The sequence below is a fragment of the Pseudomonas sp. Cab53 genome, assembly GCF_018325965.1.
GTDB lineage: Bacteria > Pseudomonadota > Gammaproteobacteria > Pseudomonadales > Pseudomonadaceae > Aquipseudomonas > Aquipseudomonas chlororaphis_E.
The window spans coordinates 3497054-3517127 of sequence record NZ_AP021902.1 but is presented as its reverse complement, the minus strand read 5'-3'; the positions used below and the strand labels follow the sequence as shown (position 1 = coordinate 3517127).

Genomic DNA, 20074 nt, shown 5'->3' with positions numbered 1-20074 from the left:
CTCGCGATGACCGCGGGTATGTTGGCGTCGATGCCTACTGCATCGGGGTGTCGATGAACACTTCCAGCCCTTCGGCATAGGCGGTATAGGCGCTGATCAATGGAAATGACCGGCCCTCCACCTGGTCCGGCACCACCAGGTTGGAGAAGCTCCAGGCCACTGCCAGCGTGATACCGGCCTGATCCAGCGTGCCATCAGTGGGCAGCGGCGCTCGCTGCAGTTCCTGTTCCAGCATCCCATAGGCAGCCGCGAGCTGGCCTTCCACTCGCTCTACCCAGGGCGCGTGCTGGATGTCTGTGGGCCGCAGGTTGCGTTCGTAGTAGATCTGCACCGATTTCTCACACGCCGCCAGCGCCAACCCGATCAGGCGCAGTGACCGCAACCGCTGCCCGGCATCGTCTGGCATCAGGCGCTTTCCTGGTGCTGCCAGGGTTTGCAGGTAATCGATGATCAACGTCGAATCCATCAGTACGCTGCCATCGTCCAGCACCAGGGTCGGTGCCTTGACCACCGGGTTGATTCGCTGGAACTGCTCGAAATGCCGGAACACCGAAACCGACTCATGCTCCAGGGCGATGCCCAGGCATTTGGCGGACAGGGCGGTGCGGCGTACATAGGGCGAATCCAGCATGCCGATCAGTTTCATGGCTTCTCCTTCAGCGGTGGGTGATACATCAGTCCTCGAACCCGACTTGTTCATGGATCTCATCGACCTTGAGCTCCAGCCGGTAGGCCACGGCAATGAACAACGCCTGGCACAGGCACAGCGTGGCGCTCAACGAGCGGAAGGCGAACGAACTGCCTTCGTTCACCAACAACACCGCGTTGGCCCGCTTGGCTAGGGGCGACAGGTTGCTGTCGGTGATGATCAGCGTCTTGGCCTGGTGGTGCTGGGCGATGCGCAGGCAGTGCTGGGTTTCCTTGCCGTAGGGCGTGAAGCTGATGGCGATGACCAGGTCGTTGGCCCGCACGCTGCGCATCTGCTCGCGGTAGCTGCCGCCCAGGCCGGACACCAGGTGAATACGCTTGTTGGTGTGTTGCAGGTTGTAGACCAGGTAGTCGGCCACCGCAAACGAACGGCGTACGCCCACCACATAGATGTTGTCGGCGTTGACCACCAGGTCCACGGCTTTTTCGAAGGCTTGGTCGTCGAGCTCCAGCCCCAGGCGTTCGATGCCCGACAGGGTCGCGTTGACGCATTCGCGGGCCAGGTCGCCGCCACTGGCTTTCTGCGACTTGTTGGCGATCATGCTGCGGATGCGTTGCTGGTAGTTCTGCACCGGCGTGGTCTTGTGGGTGTACGCCTCGCGAAACAGCGCCTGCATTTCGCTGAACCCACTGAAGCCAAAGCGCTGGGAGAAACGCACGATGGCCGAGGGGTGCACTTCGCATTCGCGGGCGATGTCGCTGATCCGGTCGACCATGATCCGGTCGCTCTGCTGGCTCATGTAGCTGGCAATGCGCTTGAGCTGGCGGGGCAGGCTTTCGTACTCCTCGGTAATCAGTTGCAGCAGGCGCTCGGCATTGATCGGAGGGCTCGGGAGCGTGGCGTCGGACGCGCGCTCGGACGGTGCCGGCAGATCATCGGGGCGGGTCATAGAAAATCCTTCTGGCTTTGTTCTTATAGGGCGGCTGTCACACACGGCCCTCGACAATAGGTTGGCTGATCGCAGTCTACAGCGTAGGCGCTGGGAAAATCATGGGTAGGGCAACGTTGGCGCCGCTGCTGAAACGATGCACTGCGTCTGGTCCGCTTCGGCTATAGCGTATTGGAAAAAATATTCCACGTAAAAAATATATAGAATAATTATTGATTATTGCCCGCGGCTCGTTTTAGTCTGCACCCACCAAGAGCGTTGGCGCCGGTTTCGGCGGCATGCGCAGGCTGATAAAAATAACAGGAGCCAGCATGGGCCAGACTCGTTTTGCCAGTGGGCGTCAATTGGATGTGATCTGCCTGGGACGCCTGGGCGTGGACCTTTATGCGCAGCAAGTCGGCGCACGCCTGGAAGATGTCAGCAGTTTCGCCAAGTACCTGGGAGGCTCGTCGGCCAACATCGCGTTCGGCACGGCGCGCCTGGGGCTCAAGTCGGCGATGCTGAGCCGAGTGGGCGACGACCACATGGGCCGTTTCCTGGTGCAATCGCTGGCGCGCGAAGGCTGCGATGTCAGCGGCATCAAGGCCGATCCGCAACGCCTGACAGCAATGGTCCTGCTGGGGATCAAGGATCGTGAGACCTTTCCCCTGGTGTTCTACCGCGAAAACTGCGCCGACATGGCGCTGCGGGCCGAAGACATCGACGAGTCTTACATTGCCTCCAGCAAGGCCCTGCTGATCACCGGCACGCATTTCTCCACCGACGGCGTCTATAAGGCCAGCATCCAGGCCCTGGACTATGCGCAAAAGCACCAGGTCAAGCGCATCCTCGATATCGACTATCGGCCGGTGCTCTGGGGCCTGACAGGCAAGGCCGACGGGCAGACCCGTTTTGTCGCCGACCAGAACGTCAGCCGGCACGTGCAAGGCATCCTGCCGCGTTTCGACCTGATCGTCGGCACCGAGGAAGAGTTTCTGATCGCTGGCGGCAGCGAAGACTTGCTCACGGCCCTGCGCACCGTGCGTTCGCTGACGGCGGCGACCCTGGTGGTCAAGCTCGGCCCGCAGGGCTGCACGGTGATCCATGGGGCGATCCCGGCGCGGCTCGAAGACGGCGCGATTTACCCGGGCGTTCGAGTCGAAGTCCTGAATGTGCTGGGCGCCGGCGACGCCTTCATGTCGGGGTTTCTCGCCGGTTGGCTGGAGGACGCCAGTGACGAGCGTTGCTGCCAGTTGGCCAATGCCTGCGGCGGCCTGGTGGTGTCGCGCCATGCCTGTGCCCCGGCCATGCCGACCCGGGCGGAGCTCGACTACCTGTTCAGCAGCCCGGTGCCGATCACCCGGCCGGACCAGGACGCCGTGCTGCAACGCCTGCATCAGGTCAGCGTGCCGCGCAAAGCCTGGAAGCAACTGTTCATTTTCGCGTTCGACCACCGTGGACAGTTAGTGGAACTGGCGCAAAAGGGCGGCCGCGACCTGAGTAGCATCGGCCAGCTCAAGCAACTGTTCATCCAGGCGGTGGAGCGGGTCGAAGCCGATTTGCAACGCCAGGGCGTCGAGGCCGATGTCGGCCTGTTGGCTGACCAGCGATTTGGCCAGGATTCGCTCAATGCGGCCACCGGGCGCGGTTGGTGGGTCGCGCGGCCGGTGGAAGTCCAGGGTTCGCGCCCGCTGGCGTTCGAACATGGGCGTTCCATCGGCAGCAACCTGATCGCCTGGCCGCAGGAACAGATCATCAAGTGCCTGGTGCAATTCCACCCCGATGACGAGCCGCTGTTGCGCCTCGAACAGGAAGCGCAGTTGATGGGGTTGTACAAGGCCTCCCAGGTCAGCGGCCATGAATTGCTGTTGGAAGTCATTCCGCCCAAGGATCATCCGTCGCCGCACCCGGACGTGCTGTATCGCGCCCTCAAGCGCCTCTACAACCTGGGCATCTACCCGGCGTGGTGGAAGATCGAGGCCCAGAGCGAGCAGGAATGGGAGCAGCTCGACGAGTTGATTCAGCAACGCGACCCGTATTGCCGCGGCGTGGTTTTGCTGGGCCTCAACGCCCCAGCCACGGCGCTGGCCGATGGTTTTCGCCAGGCCAGCCAGAGCACCACCTGCCGAGGGTTCGCCGTAGGCCGCACGATCTTCCAGGAACCGAGCCGAGCGTGGATGGCCGGGGAAATCGACGATGAAACGCTGATCCGGCAGGTGCAAGACCGGTTCGTGGAATTGATCGAGGCGTGGCGGGCGGCGCGGGCGTGACAGCGGCGCAAGAGCTTTTTTGTGGCGAGGGGATTTATCCCCGCTGGGCTGCGAAGCAGCCCCAAAACCCTACAACTCGGTGTGTCAGGCAGCCCACATTCAGCCGTTCGAGGGGCCGCTTCGCAGCCCAGCGGGGATAAATCCCCTCGCCACAGTTATGTATTCACAAATGGCTTTCGACATTCAGTTTGAAAACAATAAAAAGGTGCAGCCATGCCCGCTATTCGAATTGGCATCAACCCGATTTCCTGGAGCAACGACGACCTGCCTTCCCTGGGCGGTGAGACGCCGTTGAGCACCGCGCTGAGCGAAGGCAAAGCCATCGGCTACGAAGGCTTCGAGCTCAACGGCAAGTTTCCCAAGGACGCCAAGGGCGTTGGCGATGTATTGCGGCCCTATGACCTGGCCCTGGTTTCCGGCTGGTATTCCGGTCGCCTGGCCCAGCGTTCGGCAGCCGAGGAAATCGACGCCATTGCCAGCCATGTCGAGTTGCTGGCGCACAACGGCGCCACGGTGCTGGTGTACGGCGAAGTGGCCGATTCGATCCAGGGCCAGCGGATTCCCCTGGTCGAACGGCCGCGTTTTCACACCGACGACGCCTGGCAAGGCTACGCCGACAAACTCACCGAGCTGGCGCGCTTCACCCTGTCCAGGGGCGTGCGCCTGGGCTATCACCACCACATGGGCGCCTACGTCGAGTCGCCCTCGGACATCGACAAGCTGATGGCCCTGACCGGCAGCGAGGTGGGCCTGTTGTTCGATTCCGGCCACTGCTACATGGGCGGCGGCGAACCCTTGCAGGTGCTGCGCAAACACATCGAGCGTATTTGCCACGTGCATTTCAAGGACGTGCGCAAACCGGTGGTGCAGTTGGCGCGCAACCACCTCTGGAGCTTTCCCGACTGCATCATCAACGGCACCTTCACCGTGCCGGGCGATGGCGACATCGATTTTGCCGCGTTGCTGGACGTGTTGCTGGCTGCCCGTTACGAGGGCTGGCTGGTGGTGGAAGCCGAGCAGGATCCGGCCGTCGCGCCGAGTTACGCCTACGCCAAAAAAGGCTACGAGACCCTGCGCGCCTTGTTGCAGGAAAGGAGTGCGTCATGAGCCTGTTGATCAAGAGCCACGCCAGCGGCCGGACCATGGTCGAGCTGCCCGCCGGCGAGCTGGAATACGTCGGCTTCGCCGCCTATCGCCTGAGCCTGGGCGAAACCCTCGCGGTGGCGGCCGATGACAAGGAACTGTGCCTGGTGCTGCTCAGCGGTCGCATCAGCCTCAAGGGCGAGGCGCCAGGGCAGGGCGCGTTCGACTGGGACAACCTGGGCGACCGCCAATCGGTGTTCGAGGACAAGTCACCCTACGCCGCGTACCTGCCGCCCGGCAGCCAGGCTCAGGTCACCGCCCTGAGTGACGTGCAACTCGCCGTGTGTGCGGCGCCGGGGGCAGCCGGGGATCGCTACGCTCCACGGCTGATCCGCCCCGACAGCATGAAGCGCAGCGTGCGCGGCAAGGGTGCCAACACCCGCTACGTCTGCGACATCCTGCCGGACAGCGAGCCGGCCCATTCGCTGCTGGTGGTGGAAGTGCGCACGCCATCGGGACACTCGTCGAGCTACCCGCCCCACAAGCACGACACCGACGACCTGCCGCACCAGAGCTTCCTGGAGGAAACCTATTACCACCAGGTCAACCCGGCCCAGGGCTTTGTGTTCCAGCGGGTCTACACCGATGACCGCAGCATCGACCAGGCCATGGCCGTGGAGAACAGCGACCTGGTGGTGGTGCCCAAGGGCTATCACCCGGTCAGTGTGCCCTACGGGTACGAGTCGTACTACCTGAACGTCATGGCCGGGCCCAAGCGCGTCTGGCAGTTTCACAACGACCCGCAGCACAGTTGGCTGCTGGACCTCTGAATTGCACCATCCCCACGGAGAACAGGAACAATGAGCGACGCCCCGGTAGTAGGCCATTACCTCAACGGACAGGTGCAGGAACGCGACGCCACGCGCTTCAGCCCGGTCTTCAACCCGGCCACCGGTGCGGTCCAGGCACGGGTCGCGCTGGCCGAACCCGCCACTGTCGAGGCTGCGGTCGCCTCGGCACTGGCGGCGTTCCCGGCCTGGTCCGAACAGTCATCGCTGCGCCGTTCGCGGGTGATGTTCAAGTTCAAGGAACTGCTCGACCGCCACCATGACGAGTTGGCCGCGATCATCAGCCGGGAACACGGCAAGGTGCTGTCCGACGCCCACGGCGAAGTCACCCGGGGCATCGAGATCGTCGAGTACGCCTGTGGTGCGCCCAACCTGCTCAAGACCGATTTCAGCGACAACATCGGCGGCGGCATCGATAACTGGAACCTGCGCCAGCCCCTGGGCGTTTGCGCTGGCATCACGCCGTTCAACTTCCCGGTGATGGTGCCCTTGTGGATGATCCCGCTGGCGCTGGTGGCCGGTAACTGCTTCATCCTCAAACCCTCGGAACGCGACCCATCCGCCAGCCTGCTGATGGCCCGGTTGTTGACACAAGCCGGCTTGCCGGACGGCGTGTTCAACGTCGTCCAGGGCGACAAGGTGGCGGTGGATGCGCTGTTGCAGCACCCGGACATCGAAGCGGTTTCCTTCGTCGGCTCCACGCCCATCGCCGAATACATCCACCAGCAGGGCACGGCGAATGGCAAGCGCGTGCAGGCCCTGGGCGGTGCGAAGAACCACATGATCGTCATGCCCGACGCTGACCTCGACCAGGCGGCCGATGCATTGATCGGCGCCGCCTACGGCTCGGCCGGCGAGCGCTGCATGGCCATTTCCATTGCCGTGGCGGTGGGTGACGTGGGCGATGAACTGATCGCCCGCCTGTTGCCGCGCATCGATCAACTGAAGGTCGGCAACGGCCAGCAGCCGGGCACCGACATGGGGCCGCTGGTCACCGCCGAACACAAGGCCAAGGTGGAGGGGTTCATCGATTCGGGCGTGGCCGAAGGCGCGCGCCTGATCGTCGACGGGCGAGGCTTCAAGGTGCCCGGCGCCGAGCAGGGGTTCTTTGTCGGGGCGACGTTGTTCGACCAGGTCACCCCCGAGATGAGCATCTATCGGCAGGAGATCTTTGGCCCGGTGCTGGGCATCGTGCGCGTGCCGGATTTCGCCACGGCGGTCGCCCTGATCAACGCCCACGAGTTCGGCAATGGCGTGTCCTGCTTCACCCGTGACGGCGGCATCGCCCGGGCGTTTGCCCGCAGCATCAAGGTTGGCATGGTCGGCATCAACGTGCCGATCCCGGTGCCCATGGCCTGGCATTCGTTTGGCGGCTGGAAGCGCTCGCTGTTCGGCGACCACCACGCCTATGGCGAAGAAGGGCTGCGCTTCTACAGCCGCTACAAGAGCGTGATGCAACGCTGGCCCGACAGCATCGCCAAGGGCCCGGAGTTCAGCATGCCGACTGCCCAATAACCTGCTCGTACGAATGCCGGAGGGATAACAACAATGAACAAACCCCTGCGTTTTGCCCTGAACCGAATGGTCGCCCCGCGCCTGTCGCTGCCGGCCTTCATCGACCTGGCGCTGGCGTTGAAGACCGATGCCATCGAGATCCGCAACGACCTCAAGGGCGTCGAGATCGAAGACGGCATGCCGCCGGCCCAGGTGCGTGCGCTGTGCGAGGCACGCGGCATCAAGGTGTTGTCGATCAATGCCCTGTACCCCTTCGATGTGTGGAACGACGAACGCCGTGCCCAAGCCGTGCGGCTGGCCGACTACGCCCGCGAGTGCGGCGCCGAGGGGCTGGTGATGTGCCCGCTCAACGATCGCGCCGATCCGCGCAGCGAAGCGCAACGCGCGGCCGGCCTGCGCACCGCGTTGGGTGAACTGGCGCCGATCCTGCGGGCCTTCGGCATCTACGGTTTCATTGAGCCGCTGGGTTTCGAAGAATGTTCGTTGCGGCGCAAGGGCACGGCGGTGGCGGCGATCGAGGCGGTGGGCGGACTGGATGTGTTCCGCCTGGTGCACGACACCTTCCACCATCACCTGGCGGGCGAGCAGGCGTTCTTTCCCGAACTGACCGGCCTGGTGCACATCTCCGGTGTCGAGGATGCCCAGGCCCCGCTGGCGACGATCCGCGACGGCCACCGGGTGCTGGTGGGTGAGGCCGACATTCTCGGCAACGCCGCGCAGATCCAGGCGTTGCGGGCCGGAGGCTATGACGGCTACCTGTCCTTCGAGCCCTTCGCCGAGAGCATCCATGAATTGGCCGACATCCGCCAGGCGCTGGGGGCGAGCATGAGCCATTTGCAAAACCCGCAGGCCTGACACGATTGTTGGCCTGACGCAGATCCAAATGTGGGAGCGGGCTTGCTCGCGAAAGCAATGGCACATTCAACTTCGAGTTCGCCTGGTACACCGCTTTCGCGAGCAAGCTCGCTCCCACAAGGTTCTGCGCCAGCCGCCAGATTTTTGCATTCCAGGATAGGTGCAAGCATGACCACAACACGACTGACCATGGCCCAGGCCCTGGTGAAATTCCTCGATAACCAGTACGTCGAGGTCGATGGTGTTCAGAGCAAATTCGTCGCCGGGGTGTTTACCATTTTCGGCCACGGCAATGTGCTGGGGCTGGGCCAGGCGCTGGAGCAGGACGCCGGCGATCTGGTGGTGCACCAGGGCCGCAACGAGCAAGGCATGGCCCATGCCGCCATCGGGTTCGCCAAGCAGCACCTGCGGCGCAGGATCTACGCCTGCACCTCGTCGGTCGGCCCCGGCGCGGCGAACATGCTGACCGCTGCCGCCACGGCCACGGCCAATCGCATTCCATTGCTGCTGTTGCCCGGTGACGTCTATGCCAGCCGCCAGCCGGACCCGGTGCTGCAACAGATCGAGCAGTTCCACGACCTGAGCATCAGCACCAACGATGCGTTCAAGGCCGTGAGCAAATATTGGGACCGCATCAACCGCCCCGAGCAGCTGATGAGCGCCGCGATCCAGGCCATGCGCGTGCTCACCGACCCGGCCGAGACCGGCGCGGTGACCCTGGCGCTGCCCCAGGACGTGCAGGCCGAGGCCTACGATTATCCAGACTACTTCCTGCAAAAGCGCGTACACCGGATCGACCGTCGCCCGGCCACCGAGGCGATGCTCGACGACGCCCTGGCGCTGTTCAAGGGCAAGCGTCGGCCGCTGATCATCTGCGGCGGTGGCGTGCGCTATTCCGGGGCCAATGCCGCCTTGCAGGCGTTTGCCGAACGCTTCCAGATTCCGTTCGCCGAAACCCAGGCCGGCAAGAGCGCGGTGGTCTCCAGCCATCCGCTGAACGTCGGAGGTGTGGGCGAAACCGGTTGCCTGGCGGCGAACCTGCTGGCCGCGGAGGCGGACCTGATCATCGGTATCGGCACGCGCTACAGCGATTTCACCACCGGCTCCAAATGGCTGTTCCGCCAGCCGGGCGTGCGATTCCTTAACCTCAACGTCAGCCCGTGCGATGCGGTGAAGCTCGACGGCGTGCAGTTGCTGGCCGACGCGCGCGTGGGCCTGGAGGCGTTGGCCGGCGTGCTCGGCGACTATCGCGCCGAATGGGGCGGCCAAGTCGCCGACGCCAAGGCCCGGTTGGACGCCGAGGTGGATCGGGTCTACCAGGCCGATTACCAGGTCGAGGATTTCGTCCCGGAGGTGCGCGATCACCTGGACCCGGCGGTGTTTCGCGAATTCATCGAACTTACCGGCTCCTGCCTGACCCAGAGTCGCGTGCTGGGTACCCTCAACGAAAGCCTCGCCGATGACGCGATCATCGTCGCCGCCGCCGGCAGCTTGCCCGGTGACTTGCAGCGCAGTTGGCGCAGCAAGGGGGTGAACACCTATCACCTCGAATACGGTTATTCGTGCATGGGCTATGAGGTGAATGCGGCGCTGGGGGTGAAACTCGCCGAGCCGGATAAAGAGGTGTACGCGCTGGTGGGCGATGGCTCCTACATGATGCTGCATTCGGAGCTGGCCACCTCGATCCAGGAGCGGCGCAAGATCAACGTGGTGTTGCTGGACAACATGACCTTCGGTTGCATCAACAACCTGCAGATGGGCAACGGCATGGACAGCTTCGCCACCGAGTTCCGTTTCCGTAACCCGGACACCGGCAAGCTCAATGGCGGTTTCGTCCCGGTGGACTTCGCCATGAGCGCGGCGGCCTACGGCTGCAAGACCTACAAGGTCCGCACCCTTGACGAACTGCACGCGGCCCTGGCCGATGCACGGTTGCAGACTGTGTCCACCCTGATCGACATCAAGGTCCTGCCCAAGACCATGATCCACAGCTACCTGTCCTGGTGGCGGGTCGGCGTGGCGCAAGTGTCCACCAGCGCCCGCACCGACGCCGCCGCCAAAGCCCTCAATGAACGATTGGCCGAAGCTCGCCAATATTAACTGCCTCAACCGAATAAGGAGTTCCACATGTCTTTGAAACTGGGCGTCATTGGCACTGGGGCCATTGGCCAGGACCATATCCGGCGGTGCAGCCAGACGTTGCTCAATAGCCAGGTGGTGGCGGTGACCGACATCAACCTTGCCCAGGCGGCGAAGGTGGTGGCGGATTTGAACCTGACCGCCGAGGTCTACCCGGACGGGCACGCCCTGATCAAGGCGCCGGATGTCGAGGCGATCCTGGTCACTTCCTGGGGCCCGAGCCATGAGGAATACGTGCTGGCGGCGATTGCGGCCGGCAAGCCGGTGTTTTGCGAAAAGCCCCTGGCGGTCACCGCCCAAGGGTGCCGCCGGATCGTCGACGCGGAGGTGGCCCACGGCACACGCCTGGTACAGGTCGGCTTCATGCGGCCGTACGACGAAGGCTACCGGGCCCTCAAGGCGGTGATCGACAACGGTCAGATCGGCGAACCGCTGATGCTCCACTGTGCCCACCGCAACCCCAGGGTCGGCGAGAACTACAAGACCGACATGGCAATCACCGACACGCTGATTCACGAGCTGGATGTGCTGCGCTGGCTGTTGGCCGATGACTACGTTTCGGTGCAAGTGGTGTTCCCGCGCAAGACCAGCAAGGCCCTGGCCCACCTGCGTGACCCGCAGGTCGTGTTGCTGGAAACCGTCAAGGGCACCCGCATCGACGTGGAAGTGTTCGTCAACTGCCAGTACGGCTACGACATCCAGTGCGAAGTGGTGGGGGAGACGGGCATCGCCAAGCTGCCGGAACCGTCCCAGGTGCAACTGCGCAGCGAGGCCAAGCTGTCCAACGCGATCCTGATGGACTGGAAGGACCGCTTCATCGCCGCTTACGACGTCGAACTGCAAGCCTTCATCGACGGCGTGCGCGCCGGCCAGGTGGGCGGGCCATCGGCCTGGGACGGCTTCGCGGCGGCGGTGGCGGCCGATGCCTGCATCCAGGCGCAGCAGAGCGGGCAGATCGTTCCCATCGAATTGCCTGAGCGCCCGCGTTTCTACGGCTAACCCCAATCCTTGTGGGAGCGGGCTTGCTCGCGAAGACGGCGGCACATTCAACATTGATGTCGACTGACACTACGCCTTCGCGAGCAAGCCCGCTCCCACAGGGTCGATGTTTATCCAATGACTTTCAAGGGGGTTTCATGCGAATCGGACTGGTCGGCTACGGCAAGGGAGGGCGGTTTTTTCATGCGCCGTTGATCAGCAGTTTGCCGGGGGCGACGTTTGTCGGCGTGGTCACGCGCTCGGCTGAGCGGCGTGCGCAACTGGCAGGCGACTACCCGAACGCCCGCGCGTTTGACACGCTTGAGCAATTGGTGGCGGCGGGGGTCGACGCGGTGGTGGTGTCTACGCCGTTGGACAGTCGTCCGGCGGTGGTGATGCAAGCCATCGAGCACGGCGTGGCGGTGGTCAGCGACAAGCCATTTGCCCGTGACGCGGCCGAGGCCGAGGCGCTGGTAGTGGCGGCCGAGCGGGGCAAGGTGCCGTTGAGCGTGTACCAGAACCGTCGCTGGGATTCGGACTTCCTGACCTTGCGCAAATTGCTGGCCTCCGGTGCCCTGGGCCAGGTCATGCGCTTCGAGTCCAGTGTCGAGCGTTACTCGCCTTCGTCGGTGGGTAAAGGCAGCGGCGGCGGATTCCTGCGCGACCTCGGCAGCCATCTGGTGGACCAGGCACTGCAACTGTTCGGGCCGGTGGCGCGAGTCTACGCCGAGCTGGATTACCGAACGCCCGGCCAGGTTTTCGACAATGGCTTCTTTATGTCCCTGACCCATGTCGGTGGGGTCGTTTCACACCTGAGCGGCCATTGCCTGCAAAACGCCCCGCGCCCACGCTTTCGGGTCAGCGGCACCCACGGCTGCTACACCGTCGACGGCCTGGATGGCCAGGAGGCCCAGGCGCTGGCCGGATTGAGCCCGGCCAGCGCGGGCGAACGCTGGGGCGCCGAGGAACATCGGCGCTGGGGCTGGTTCGAGCACGGCAACGAGCGGGAGCGGGTGACCTCGGAACGCGGTTGCTGGATGACGTTCTACCAGCGCCTGCAAAGTGCCCTGCAAGGGGGCGGGCCGTTACCGGTGCAGGCCCGCGATGCCCTGGCGACCACGCGCATTCTGGACGCTGCGCGGCAGAGTGCCGAGCAGGGGCAGGTGGTGGTGATGTCCCCGCCCGTAGGCCATGGAATAAAAAACGAATAAAATTCTAAAACAAGTTGATATGGAAAATATTTTCCAATAAAGTCATTTCCAGGTTGCCGACATCCGGTTCCCATCCGAGCAAGCAAGTCTTAAACGGGTAGGGGACTTCACAAAAACAAGAAGCACAGCCAGGTACCGTCGATGAAAACCTTCAGCCGCTCTGCGTTTCACTTGCCAAGCCTGTCCTCTGTCGTATCCCTCTTCGGGTCCCTGTGCATCCAGCGCAAGGGCGCCGTGGTCTGTTGCATCCCCGGCGCGCCCATCGTGCGCTTGCCGCGCTCCTGATCCGCTACGCCTTATCCATAAAACCAACAAAAAAGTGGAGAAAGACCGTTCATGAAGACCAAGACCCGTATCGCCTCGCTGGCCCTGTCATTGATGCTCACCAGCGGCGCAGCCCTGGCGGACCTGAAGATCGGCGTCAGCATGTCCCAGTTCGATGACACCTGGCTGACCTACCTGCGTGAATCCATGGACAAGAAAGCCAAATCCCTGCCGGACGGCGTCAGCCTGCAGTTCGAAGACGCGCGCAGTGACGTGGTCAAGCAGCTGAGCCAGGTGGAAAGCTTCATCAGCCAGAAGGTCGACGCCATCATCGTCAACCCGGTGGACACCGCCGCGACCCAGCGCATCACCAAGGCCGCCGTGGCCGCCGGCATTCCGCTGGTCTACGTCAACCGGCGCCCCGACGATCTGAAGCTGCCGGCGGGCGTGGTCACCGTCGCTTCGGATGACCTGGAGGCCGGGCGGATGCAGATGCAGTACCTGGCGGAAAAAATGGGTGGCAAGGGCAACATCGTGATCCTGCTCGGTGACCTCGCCAACAACTCCACCACCAACCGCACCAAGGGCGTCAAGGAAGTGCTGGCCAAGTACCCCGGCATCAAGATCGAGCAGGAGCAGACGGGCACCTGGCTGCGGGACAAGGGCATGACGCTGGTCAATGACTGGCTGACCCAGGGCCGCGAATTCCAGGCGGTGGTCGCCAACAACGACGAAATGGCCATTGGCGCCGCCATGGCCCTCAAGGGCGCCGGCAAGGAGAAGGGCAGCGTACTGATCGCCGGGGTCGACGGCACGCCGGACGGCCTGAACGCGGTGAAGAAAGGCGAGATGGCCGTCTCGGTGTTCCAGGACGCCAAAGGGCAGGCCGACGGCTCGATCGACACGGCGGTGAAGATGGTCAAGAAGCAGCCGGTTGAACCCGCCGTGTGGGTGCCTTATCGCCTGATCACCCCGGAAAACGTCGACCAGTTCAAGTGAGGCCTGCCGTCCCCGCGGTTCCACCACAATAATAAGCAGGCAGGGTCGCGTCATCGACCTTGCCGAGGGAGTACCTGATCATGTTCGCTTCAGCGACTGCTTCGAGCACCCCGGCGATGAGTGTCCAGCCGGGCGTAATACCTGACGAACCGTACCTGCTGGAAGTCGTCAATGTCAGCAAAGGCTTTCCCGGCGTGGTGGCCCTGTCCGATGTGCAACTGCGGGTACGTCCAGGCTCCGTGTTGGCCCTGATGGGCGAGAACGGCGCCGGCAAATCCACCCTGATGAAAATCATCGCCGGCATTTACCAGCCCGACGCGGGTGAACTGCGCCTGCGGGGCAGGCCGGTGACGTTCGACACACCCCTGGCGGCCTTGCAGGCCGGGATCGCGATGATCCACCAGGAACTCAACCTGATGCCGCACATGAGCATCGCCGAGAACATCTGGATCGGCCGCGAGCAACTCAACGGCCTGCACATGATCGACCATGGCGAGATGCATCGCTGCACCGCCCGGTTGCTGGAGCGCCTGCGTATCAACCTCGATCCCGAGGAGCAAGTGGGCAACCTGAGCATCGCCGAGCGACAGATGGTCGAGATCGCCAAGGCCGTGTCCTATGACTCGGACGTCCTGATCATGGACGAGCCGACGTCGGCCATCACCGAAACGGAAGTGGCCCACCTGTTCTCGATCATTGCCGACCTCAAGGCCGAGGGTAAGGGCATCATCTACATCACCCATAAAATGAATGAAGTGTTCGCCATCGCCGATGAAGTGGCGGTGTTTCGCGACGGCGCCTACATCGGCCTGCAACGGGCCGACAGCATGGACGGCGACAGCCTGATCTCGATGATGGTCGGGCGTGAGCTGAGCCAGTTGTTCCCGGTGCGGGAAAAGCCCATCGGCGAGCGGGTACTGTCGGTGCGCGACCTGAGCCTGGACGGTATTTTCAAGGGCGTGTCCTTCGACCTGCACGCCGGCGAGATCCTCGGCATTGCCGGGTTGATGGGGTCGGGCAGGACCAACGTGGCCGAGGCGATTTTCGGCATCACGCCGGCGACGGGCGGTGAAATCCTGCTGGACGACCAGCCGGTGCGCATCAGCGACCCGCACATGGCCATCGAGAAAGGCTTCGCCCTGTTGACCGAGGATCGCAAGCTCAGTGGCCTGTTCCCGTGCTTGTCGGTGCTGGAAAACATGGAGATGGCCGTGCTGCCCCATTACGTCGGCAACGGTTTCATCCAGCAGAAGGCCCTGCGCGCCCTGTGCGAAGACATGTGCAAGAAGCTGCGGGTCAAGACGCCGTCGCTGGAACAGTGCATCGACACCTTGTCCGGTGGCAACCAGCAAAAGGCGCTCTTGGCCCGCTGGCTGATGACCAACCCACGCATCCTGATTCTCGACGAGCCGACCCGTGGCATCGACGTCGGCGCCAAGGCAGAGATCTACCGGCTTATCGCCTATCTGGCCAGCGAAGGCATGGCGGTGATCATGATTTCGTCCGAGCTGCCGGAAGTGCTGGGCATGAGCGACCGGGTCATGGTGATGCACGAAGGCGATCTGATGGGCACCCTCGACCGCAGCGAGGCGAGTCAGGAACGGGTCATGCAACTGGCGTCGGGCCTGTCCTGATGCAGCCCGTTCAAAACACAAAGTCGAGCGCAATTGTGGCGAGGGAGCTTGCTCCCGCTGGGCCGCGAAGCGGTCCCGTTTTCAGGGGGCTACACCCAAAAGCAATACCCCCTCGCCAAAGAACAAAAAAAGGTGAATGGCTATGAACGCAATACTGGAAAACAAACCCGCCGCCGCACCGGCCAGGACGCGCCGACGCCTGCCGACGGAACTGAGCATCTTCCTGGTGCTGATCGGCATCGGCCTGGTGTTCGAGCTGTTCGGCTGGATCATGCGTGACCAGAGCTTTTTGATGAACTCCCAGCGCCTGGTGCTGATGATCCTGCAGGTGTCGATCATCGGCCTGCTGGCCATCGGTGTGACCCAGGTGATCATCACCACCGGTATCGACCTGTCGTCCGGCTCGGTGCTGGCGCTGTCGGCAATGATTGCCGCCAGCCTGGCCCAGACGTCGGACTTCGCCCGGGCGGTGTTCCCCTCGCTGACCGACCTGCCGGCGTGGATCCCGGTGGTGGCCGGGCTCGGTGTCGGGCTGTTGGCCGGGGCAATCAACGGCAGCATCATCGCCATCACCGGCATCCCGCCGTTCATTGCCACCCTCGGCATGATGGTCTCGGCCCGTGGCCTGGCGCGCTACTACACCGAAGGCCAGCCGGTGAGCATGTTGTCGGACTCCTACACGGCCATCGGCCATGGCGCGATGCCGGTGATCATTTTCCTGGTGGTGGCGGTGATCTTCCACATCGCCCTGCGTTACACCAAGTACGGCAAGTACACCTACGCCATCGGCGGCAACATGCAGGCGGCGCGCACCTCGGGCATCAACGTCAAGCGCCACCTGGTGATCGTCTACAGCATCGCCGGGCTGCTGGCGGGGTTGGCCGGGGTGGTGGCCTCGGCGCGGGCGGCGACCGGGCAGGCCGGCATGGGCATGTCTTATGAACTGGACGCGATCGCGGCGGCAGTGATCGGTGGCACCAGCCTGGCGGGTGGGGTAGGGCGCATCACCGGGACGGTGATCGGGGCGCTGATTCTCGGGGTGATGGCCAGTGGGTTCACCTTTGTCGGTGTCGACGCCTACATCCAGGACATCATCAAGGGGCTGATCATTGTGGTGGCCGTGGTCATCGATCAGTACCGCAACAAACGCAAACTCAAGCGTTAAACAGCCTTGTAATGCGACAAAGCGCCACGCCTGACCCGCGTGGCGTTGCCATTTGTCTTCTTAATACAGCCATTGCAGCGAATTTCTTGTTATAAACGCACTCCGATGACCGCCGAAAGCGTGTCAGAGAACATTTCTAGGGGTTGTCGGACATTTTCCCTATGTTTTCGGTTGCTGGGGCCTCCACTCGGCCTTAGACTGCCGCCCCTCGTAAATTGAGTGCCGGGTGGCGCTTGGAATAGACGGCGCCTTCCTGACGAGCGTGGCAGCTGCGCTGCGGGACGCTCCATAATTCGCCTTAATGCACGTTTTTTTATAGAGATATCAATGACAAAGGAAAAGTTGCTGGCCATGCCGGCGGATGACTACATGAACGCCGAGCAGCTGGCTTTCTTCACCAAGCTGTTGCAGAACATGAAAGTCGAAACCCACGAGCGCATCGAACAGAACCGAATCGCCATTGAGAGCCTGGACACCCCGGCCGACCCGGCCGACGCTGCTTCCGTAGAAGAAGAGCGCACCTGGCTGGTCAACGCCATTGACCGTGACCAGCGCATGCTGCCGCAACTGGAGCAGGCCCTGGACCGCATCAACGATGACAGCTTCGGCTGGTGCGACGACAGCGGCGAGCCTATCGGCCTCAAGCGCCTGCTGATCAGCCCGACCACCAAGTACTGCATCGAAGCCCAGGAACGCCACGAGCAGATCGACAAGCACCAGCGCCAGGCCTGATCCCGCCTCTTGAAAGATCGCAACCGCGCACCGCAGGTTGCGATCTTCGCTCAATATCTCACCCTCCCTGCCGTTGACCTGATGCAAGAACCGCGACTAATGGACCATGGATAATGGCCCCATAGTGGCGTTTAATGCGCTCATAACAACGATAAGCGTGGGTGACGAACATGGCGACAGAAGGATCTCTGGCGGGTGCGGTGCCGGCCTCGGTACCGGTGACGAAAGGCCTGGCACGCTGGCTGACGCCGACCTTGCAGAGCCTTGCCCTGACCTTGCTGTTGTGTGGCATGACCCTGGGCGGCTGGTCCCTGTACCTGGGCCTGCCGTTGGTGATGCTCATCGTCTGGTTGCCACGCCTGCGCTCGCGGGTGGCCACGGTCCAGGCGCCGGCGACCGACCGGCTGTCCGAGCTGACTCGCGATTTGTCCTATACCACCAGTCATAACGCGCTGTCGGCCGCCGGTGTCGCCTATTCGGTCAAGCAACTGGCCGGCAAGGTCCAGTCGCAACTCGATGCGGCGGCGCGGATCGTCAGCAACGCCGAATCGATGATTGCCACCGAACAGGCGACTTCACACCTCAGCCAGCAGGCCCTGGGTGCCGCCAGCGAGGCCCATCGCAGCAGCGTGGCCGGGCGCAGCGAGCTGGTGGAGTCCATCAGTCGCATGCACCAGCTCAGCCAGCGGGCCAACGACAGTCGCGAGTTGATCGAAGCCTTGAGCGTGCGCAGCGATGAAATCCAGCGGGTCAGCCTGGTGATCCAGTCGATTGCCAGCCAGACCAACCTGCTGGCGCTGAACGCGGCCATCGAAGCGGCTCGGGCTGGCGAGCACGGCCGCGGATTTGCGGTGGTGGCCGATGAAGTCCGCGGCTTGGCCGGACGTACCGCGGCGGCGACCGGCGAGGTTGGGGTGATGGTCGCGGACATCCAGCAGCGCACGGCCCAGGTGGTGGAGCAGATCCGTCAACTGGCCGATGACCTGGACAGCGGCGTGCAGCAGGTCGAGCACACCGGCCAGCACCTGGAGAACATTGCCCGGCTCGCCGAAGGCGTGGAAACCCAGGTCGGCGCTATCGCCCAGGGCACCGACGCCAACCGCGAGCAGCTCGACAGCCTGTTCCATGCCATCGAGCAAATGCGCGGCGACCTGTCCATCAGCGACCAGCAGACCCAGCGCCTGGCCGAGGCGGCGGTGCAGATGGAAGGCCAGGCCGAATCCATCAGCGAACGCCTGGCCGAGGTGGGCCTCGATGACTATCACCAGCGCGTCTATGACCTGGCACGGGAAGGGGCGAGCCAGATTGCCGCGCAGTTCGAGGCCGATATCGACCAGGGCCGCGTCAGCCTGGATGACCTGTTCGACCGCAACTACCAGGCCATTCCCAATACCCAGCCCGCCAAGTTCCAGACCCGCTTCGACCGCTACACCGACCAAGTGCTGCCGCCGATCCAGGAACCGTTGCTCGCCCGGCACGAAGGCCTGGTCTTCGCGATCGCCTGCACCCAGCAAGGCTATGTGCCAACCCACAACAAGGTGTTCAGCCAGCCGTTGACCGGCGATCCCCAGGTGGACACCCTGAACAACCGCACCAAGCGCAAGTTCTCCGACCGCACCGGCATCCGCTGCGGCAGTCACCAGCAACCGGTGCTGTTGCAGACCTACACCCGCGACACGGGCGAACTGATGCACGACCTCTCCGTACCGATCATGGTCAAGGGCCGTCATTGGGGTGGGTTGCGGTTGGGTTACAAGCCTGAGAAGGCGCGTTGACGTTCACTCTATTGAATAAACGCAAAACCCCGTGGCGAGGGGATTTATCCCCGTTGGGCTGCGAGGCAGCCCCAAAAAGGCTGGTTGCAGCCGACCTGATACGCCGCAATGTGTGACCTAGGGGCTGCTACGCAGCCCAACGGGGATAAATCCCCTCGCCACAGGGGCTCAACCGATGGCCTCTAGGTTATTTACCGTCGTGCAAACGCACGTTCAGTTGGTCCACCAGGACCGCCTCTTCGCCGTCGGCCAGCAGCCATTCACGCAGCAGGGCTTTCTGCTGATCCGACCAGAAGTCGGCCTCCACCAGCTTGATCTCCGGTGCCAGCGGGTGGGCCACGATGAAATCGTCGATGGCTTTGCCGTCCGAGGGCAGGCCGAGTTGGTCGAACAGGGTACTGAGCTCGTGTGAAGGCTGTTCCATGGGGTTCTCCTTTGGCGGGCGCCGTCATGACGCCTGGGTTGCTTCTTTCTATCAGAGACAAGCGAGCGCCAGGAGTTCGATCGACATCAGGCCTTCAAGCACTCTGTTCGAGACGCCTGGCCAGGTAGCAGGCCTCGTTATGGTCGGTGCGGAAACCTCTTACACGCCCAGTGGATGTTTCTTCAATGTGAAAGAAACACTTTCCGGCCAGGACAACTCGATAACGCGGTTGAATCAACGAAATGGGCAGGTAATCGACACCGTCGAAGGTATCGGCTGTGTCGACGACACAAGGGACGATAGGGGGCCGGAGCGGGATGAAAATAGCCATGCGAATTCCTTTTCTAGGGTTTACCGACGAATTGTCGAGTGCTGCGAGTAGTCTCCACGCCTTCGGCTGCTCTAGAATCGGCAGTGTCGTGTAGACGGCTGCGCCTATCTAAAGCAATTTTTTTTGGGCTCGATGTCAGAAAAATGCTTTTCTAAGTGAGAAATTTCCCTAAAGTTAGTCGTCCCACTTTTCCGATGCTCAGCGTGGCGTTTTCCTTCAGCCTCTGACGCCCCCTCGGGAAAGACGGCGAGCGCGGCAACCTTTAGTCTGCTCT

17 protein-coding genes are annotated in these 20074 nt (G+C 63.0%); 13 read left to right on the top strand and 4 right to left on the bottom strand.

Going from position 1 to position 20074, the window contains the following annotated elements; genetic code table 11:
* Positions 1-34: 34 nt before the first annotated feature.
* Positions 35-646: a glutathione S-transferase gene (locus tag KI241_RS15170; RefSeq protein ID WP_212802672.1), complete on the bottom strand. Its 612-nt coding sequence runs from the start codon at positions 644-646 to the stop codon at positions 35-37.
* A gap of 28 nt (positions 647-674) precedes the next feature.
* The gene (locus KI241_RS15165) at positions 675-1598 is read right to left on the bottom strand and encodes a MurR/RpiR family transcriptional regulator (RefSeq protein WP_042732351.1); all 924 of its coding nucleotides are present in this window, start codon (positions 1596-1598) and stop codon (positions 675-677) included.
* A 311-nt stretch (positions 1599-1909) separates the two neighbouring features.
* Between KI241_RS15165 and iolC the strand changes: the two genes are divergently transcribed.
* From iolC to KI241_RS15100, 13 genes are all read left to right on the top strand, one after another.
* Complete coding sequence (gene iolC / locus KI241_RS15160) at positions 1910-3847, top strand: 5-dehydro-2-deoxygluconokinase (protein WP_123578960.1); 1938 nt, start codon at positions 1910-1912, stop codon at positions 3845-3847.
* A gap of 213 nt (positions 3848-4060) precedes the next feature.
* Positions 4061-4954, top strand: a complete 894-nt coding sequence (iolE, locus tag KI241_RS15155) for a myo-inosose-2 dehydratase (protein ID WP_123578961.1) — start codon at positions 4061-4063, stop codon at positions 4952-4954.
* A complete protein-coding gene (gene iolB, locus KI241_RS15150; protein WP_042732354.1) occupies positions 4951-5760 on the top strand; it encodes a 5-deoxy-glucuronate isomerase in 810 nt (269 codons plus the stop codon). The genes iolE and iolB overlap by 4 nt, the downstream gene beginning before the upstream one ends.
* Before the next feature lie 30 nt (positions 5761-5790).
* Positions 5791-7293: a CoA-acylating methylmalonate-semialdehyde dehydrogenase gene (locus KI241_RS15145; RefSeq protein WP_047738879.1), complete on the top strand. Its 1503-nt coding sequence runs from the start codon at positions 5791-5793 to the stop codon at positions 7291-7293.
* Positions 7294-7326: 33 nt separating this feature from the next.
* Positions 7327-8148 (top strand): TIM barrel protein, encoded by an 822-nt coding sequence (locus tag KI241_RS15140; RefSeq protein WP_047738878.1) that lies wholly within the window; start codon positions 7327-7329, stop codon positions 8146-8148.
* Positions 8149-8316: 168 nt separating this feature from the next.
* Complete coding sequence (gene iolD / locus KI241_RS15135; RefSeq protein ID WP_212802671.1) at positions 8317-10248, top strand: 3D-(3,5/4)-trihydroxycyclohexane-1,2-dione acylhydrolase (decyclizing); 1932 nt, start codon at positions 8317-8319, stop codon at positions 10246-10248.
* A 27-nt stretch (positions 10249-10275) separates the two neighbouring features.
* Positions 10276-11286: a Gfo/Idh/MocA family oxidoreductase gene (locus KI241_RS15130; protein WP_212802670.1), complete on the top strand. Its 1011-nt coding sequence runs from the start codon at positions 10276-10278 to the stop codon at positions 11284-11286.
* Positions 11287-11423: 137 nt separating this feature from the next.
* Entirely contained in the window at positions 11424-12476 is a 1053-nt protein-coding gene (locus tag KI241_RS15125) for a Gfo/Idh/MocA family oxidoreductase (protein WP_212802669.1), read from the top strand.
* Positions 12477-12812: 336 nt separating this feature from the next.
* Entirely contained in the window at positions 12813-13739 is a 927-nt protein-coding gene (locus KI241_RS15120; RefSeq protein ID WP_042731371.1) for a sugar ABC transporter substrate-binding protein, read from the top strand.
* Positions 13740-13819: 80 nt separating this feature from the next.
* Complete coding sequence (locus KI241_RS15115) at positions 13820-15373, top strand: sugar ABC transporter ATP-binding protein (protein WP_042731370.1); 1554 nt, start codon at positions 13820-13822, stop codon at positions 15371-15373.
* A 142-nt stretch (positions 15374-15515) separates the two neighbouring features.
* Positions 15516-16538, top strand: coding sequence for an ABC transporter permease (locus KI241_RS15110; protein WP_042731369.1), 1023 nt, complete (start codon positions 15516-15518; stop codon positions 16536-16538).
* A gap of 327 nt (positions 16539-16865) precedes the next feature.
* Positions 16866-17270 carry a TraR/DksA C4-type zinc finger protein gene (locus KI241_RS15105; protein WP_003202859.1) on the top strand — a complete coding sequence of 135 codons (405 nt, stop codon included), beginning with the start codon at positions 16866-16868 and terminating at the stop codon, positions 17268-17270.
* A 170-nt stretch (positions 17271-17440) separates the two neighbouring features.
* Positions 17441-19045, top strand: a complete 1605-nt coding sequence (locus KI241_RS15100; RefSeq protein WP_047738869.1) for a methyl-accepting chemotaxis protein — start codon at positions 17441-17443, stop codon at positions 19043-19045.
* 187 nt (positions 19046-19232) lie between these two features.
* Here the strand turns inward: KI241_RS15100 and KI241_RS15095 are convergent, their stop codons facing one another.
* Together KI241_RS15095 and KI241_RS15090 are read right to left on the bottom strand one after the other, a co-directional pair.
* Positions 19233-19469, bottom strand: coding sequence for a DUF2789 family protein (locus KI241_RS15095; protein WP_042730576.1), 237 nt, complete (start codon positions 19467-19469; stop codon positions 19233-19235).
* Between the two features lie 94 nt (positions 19470-19563).
* The gene (locus KI241_RS15090) at positions 19564-19800 is read right to left on the bottom strand and encodes a hypothetical protein (RefSeq protein WP_152622935.1); all 237 of its coding nucleotides are present in this window, start codon (positions 19798-19800) and stop codon (positions 19564-19566) included.
* Positions 19801-20074: the final 274 nt, after the last annotated feature.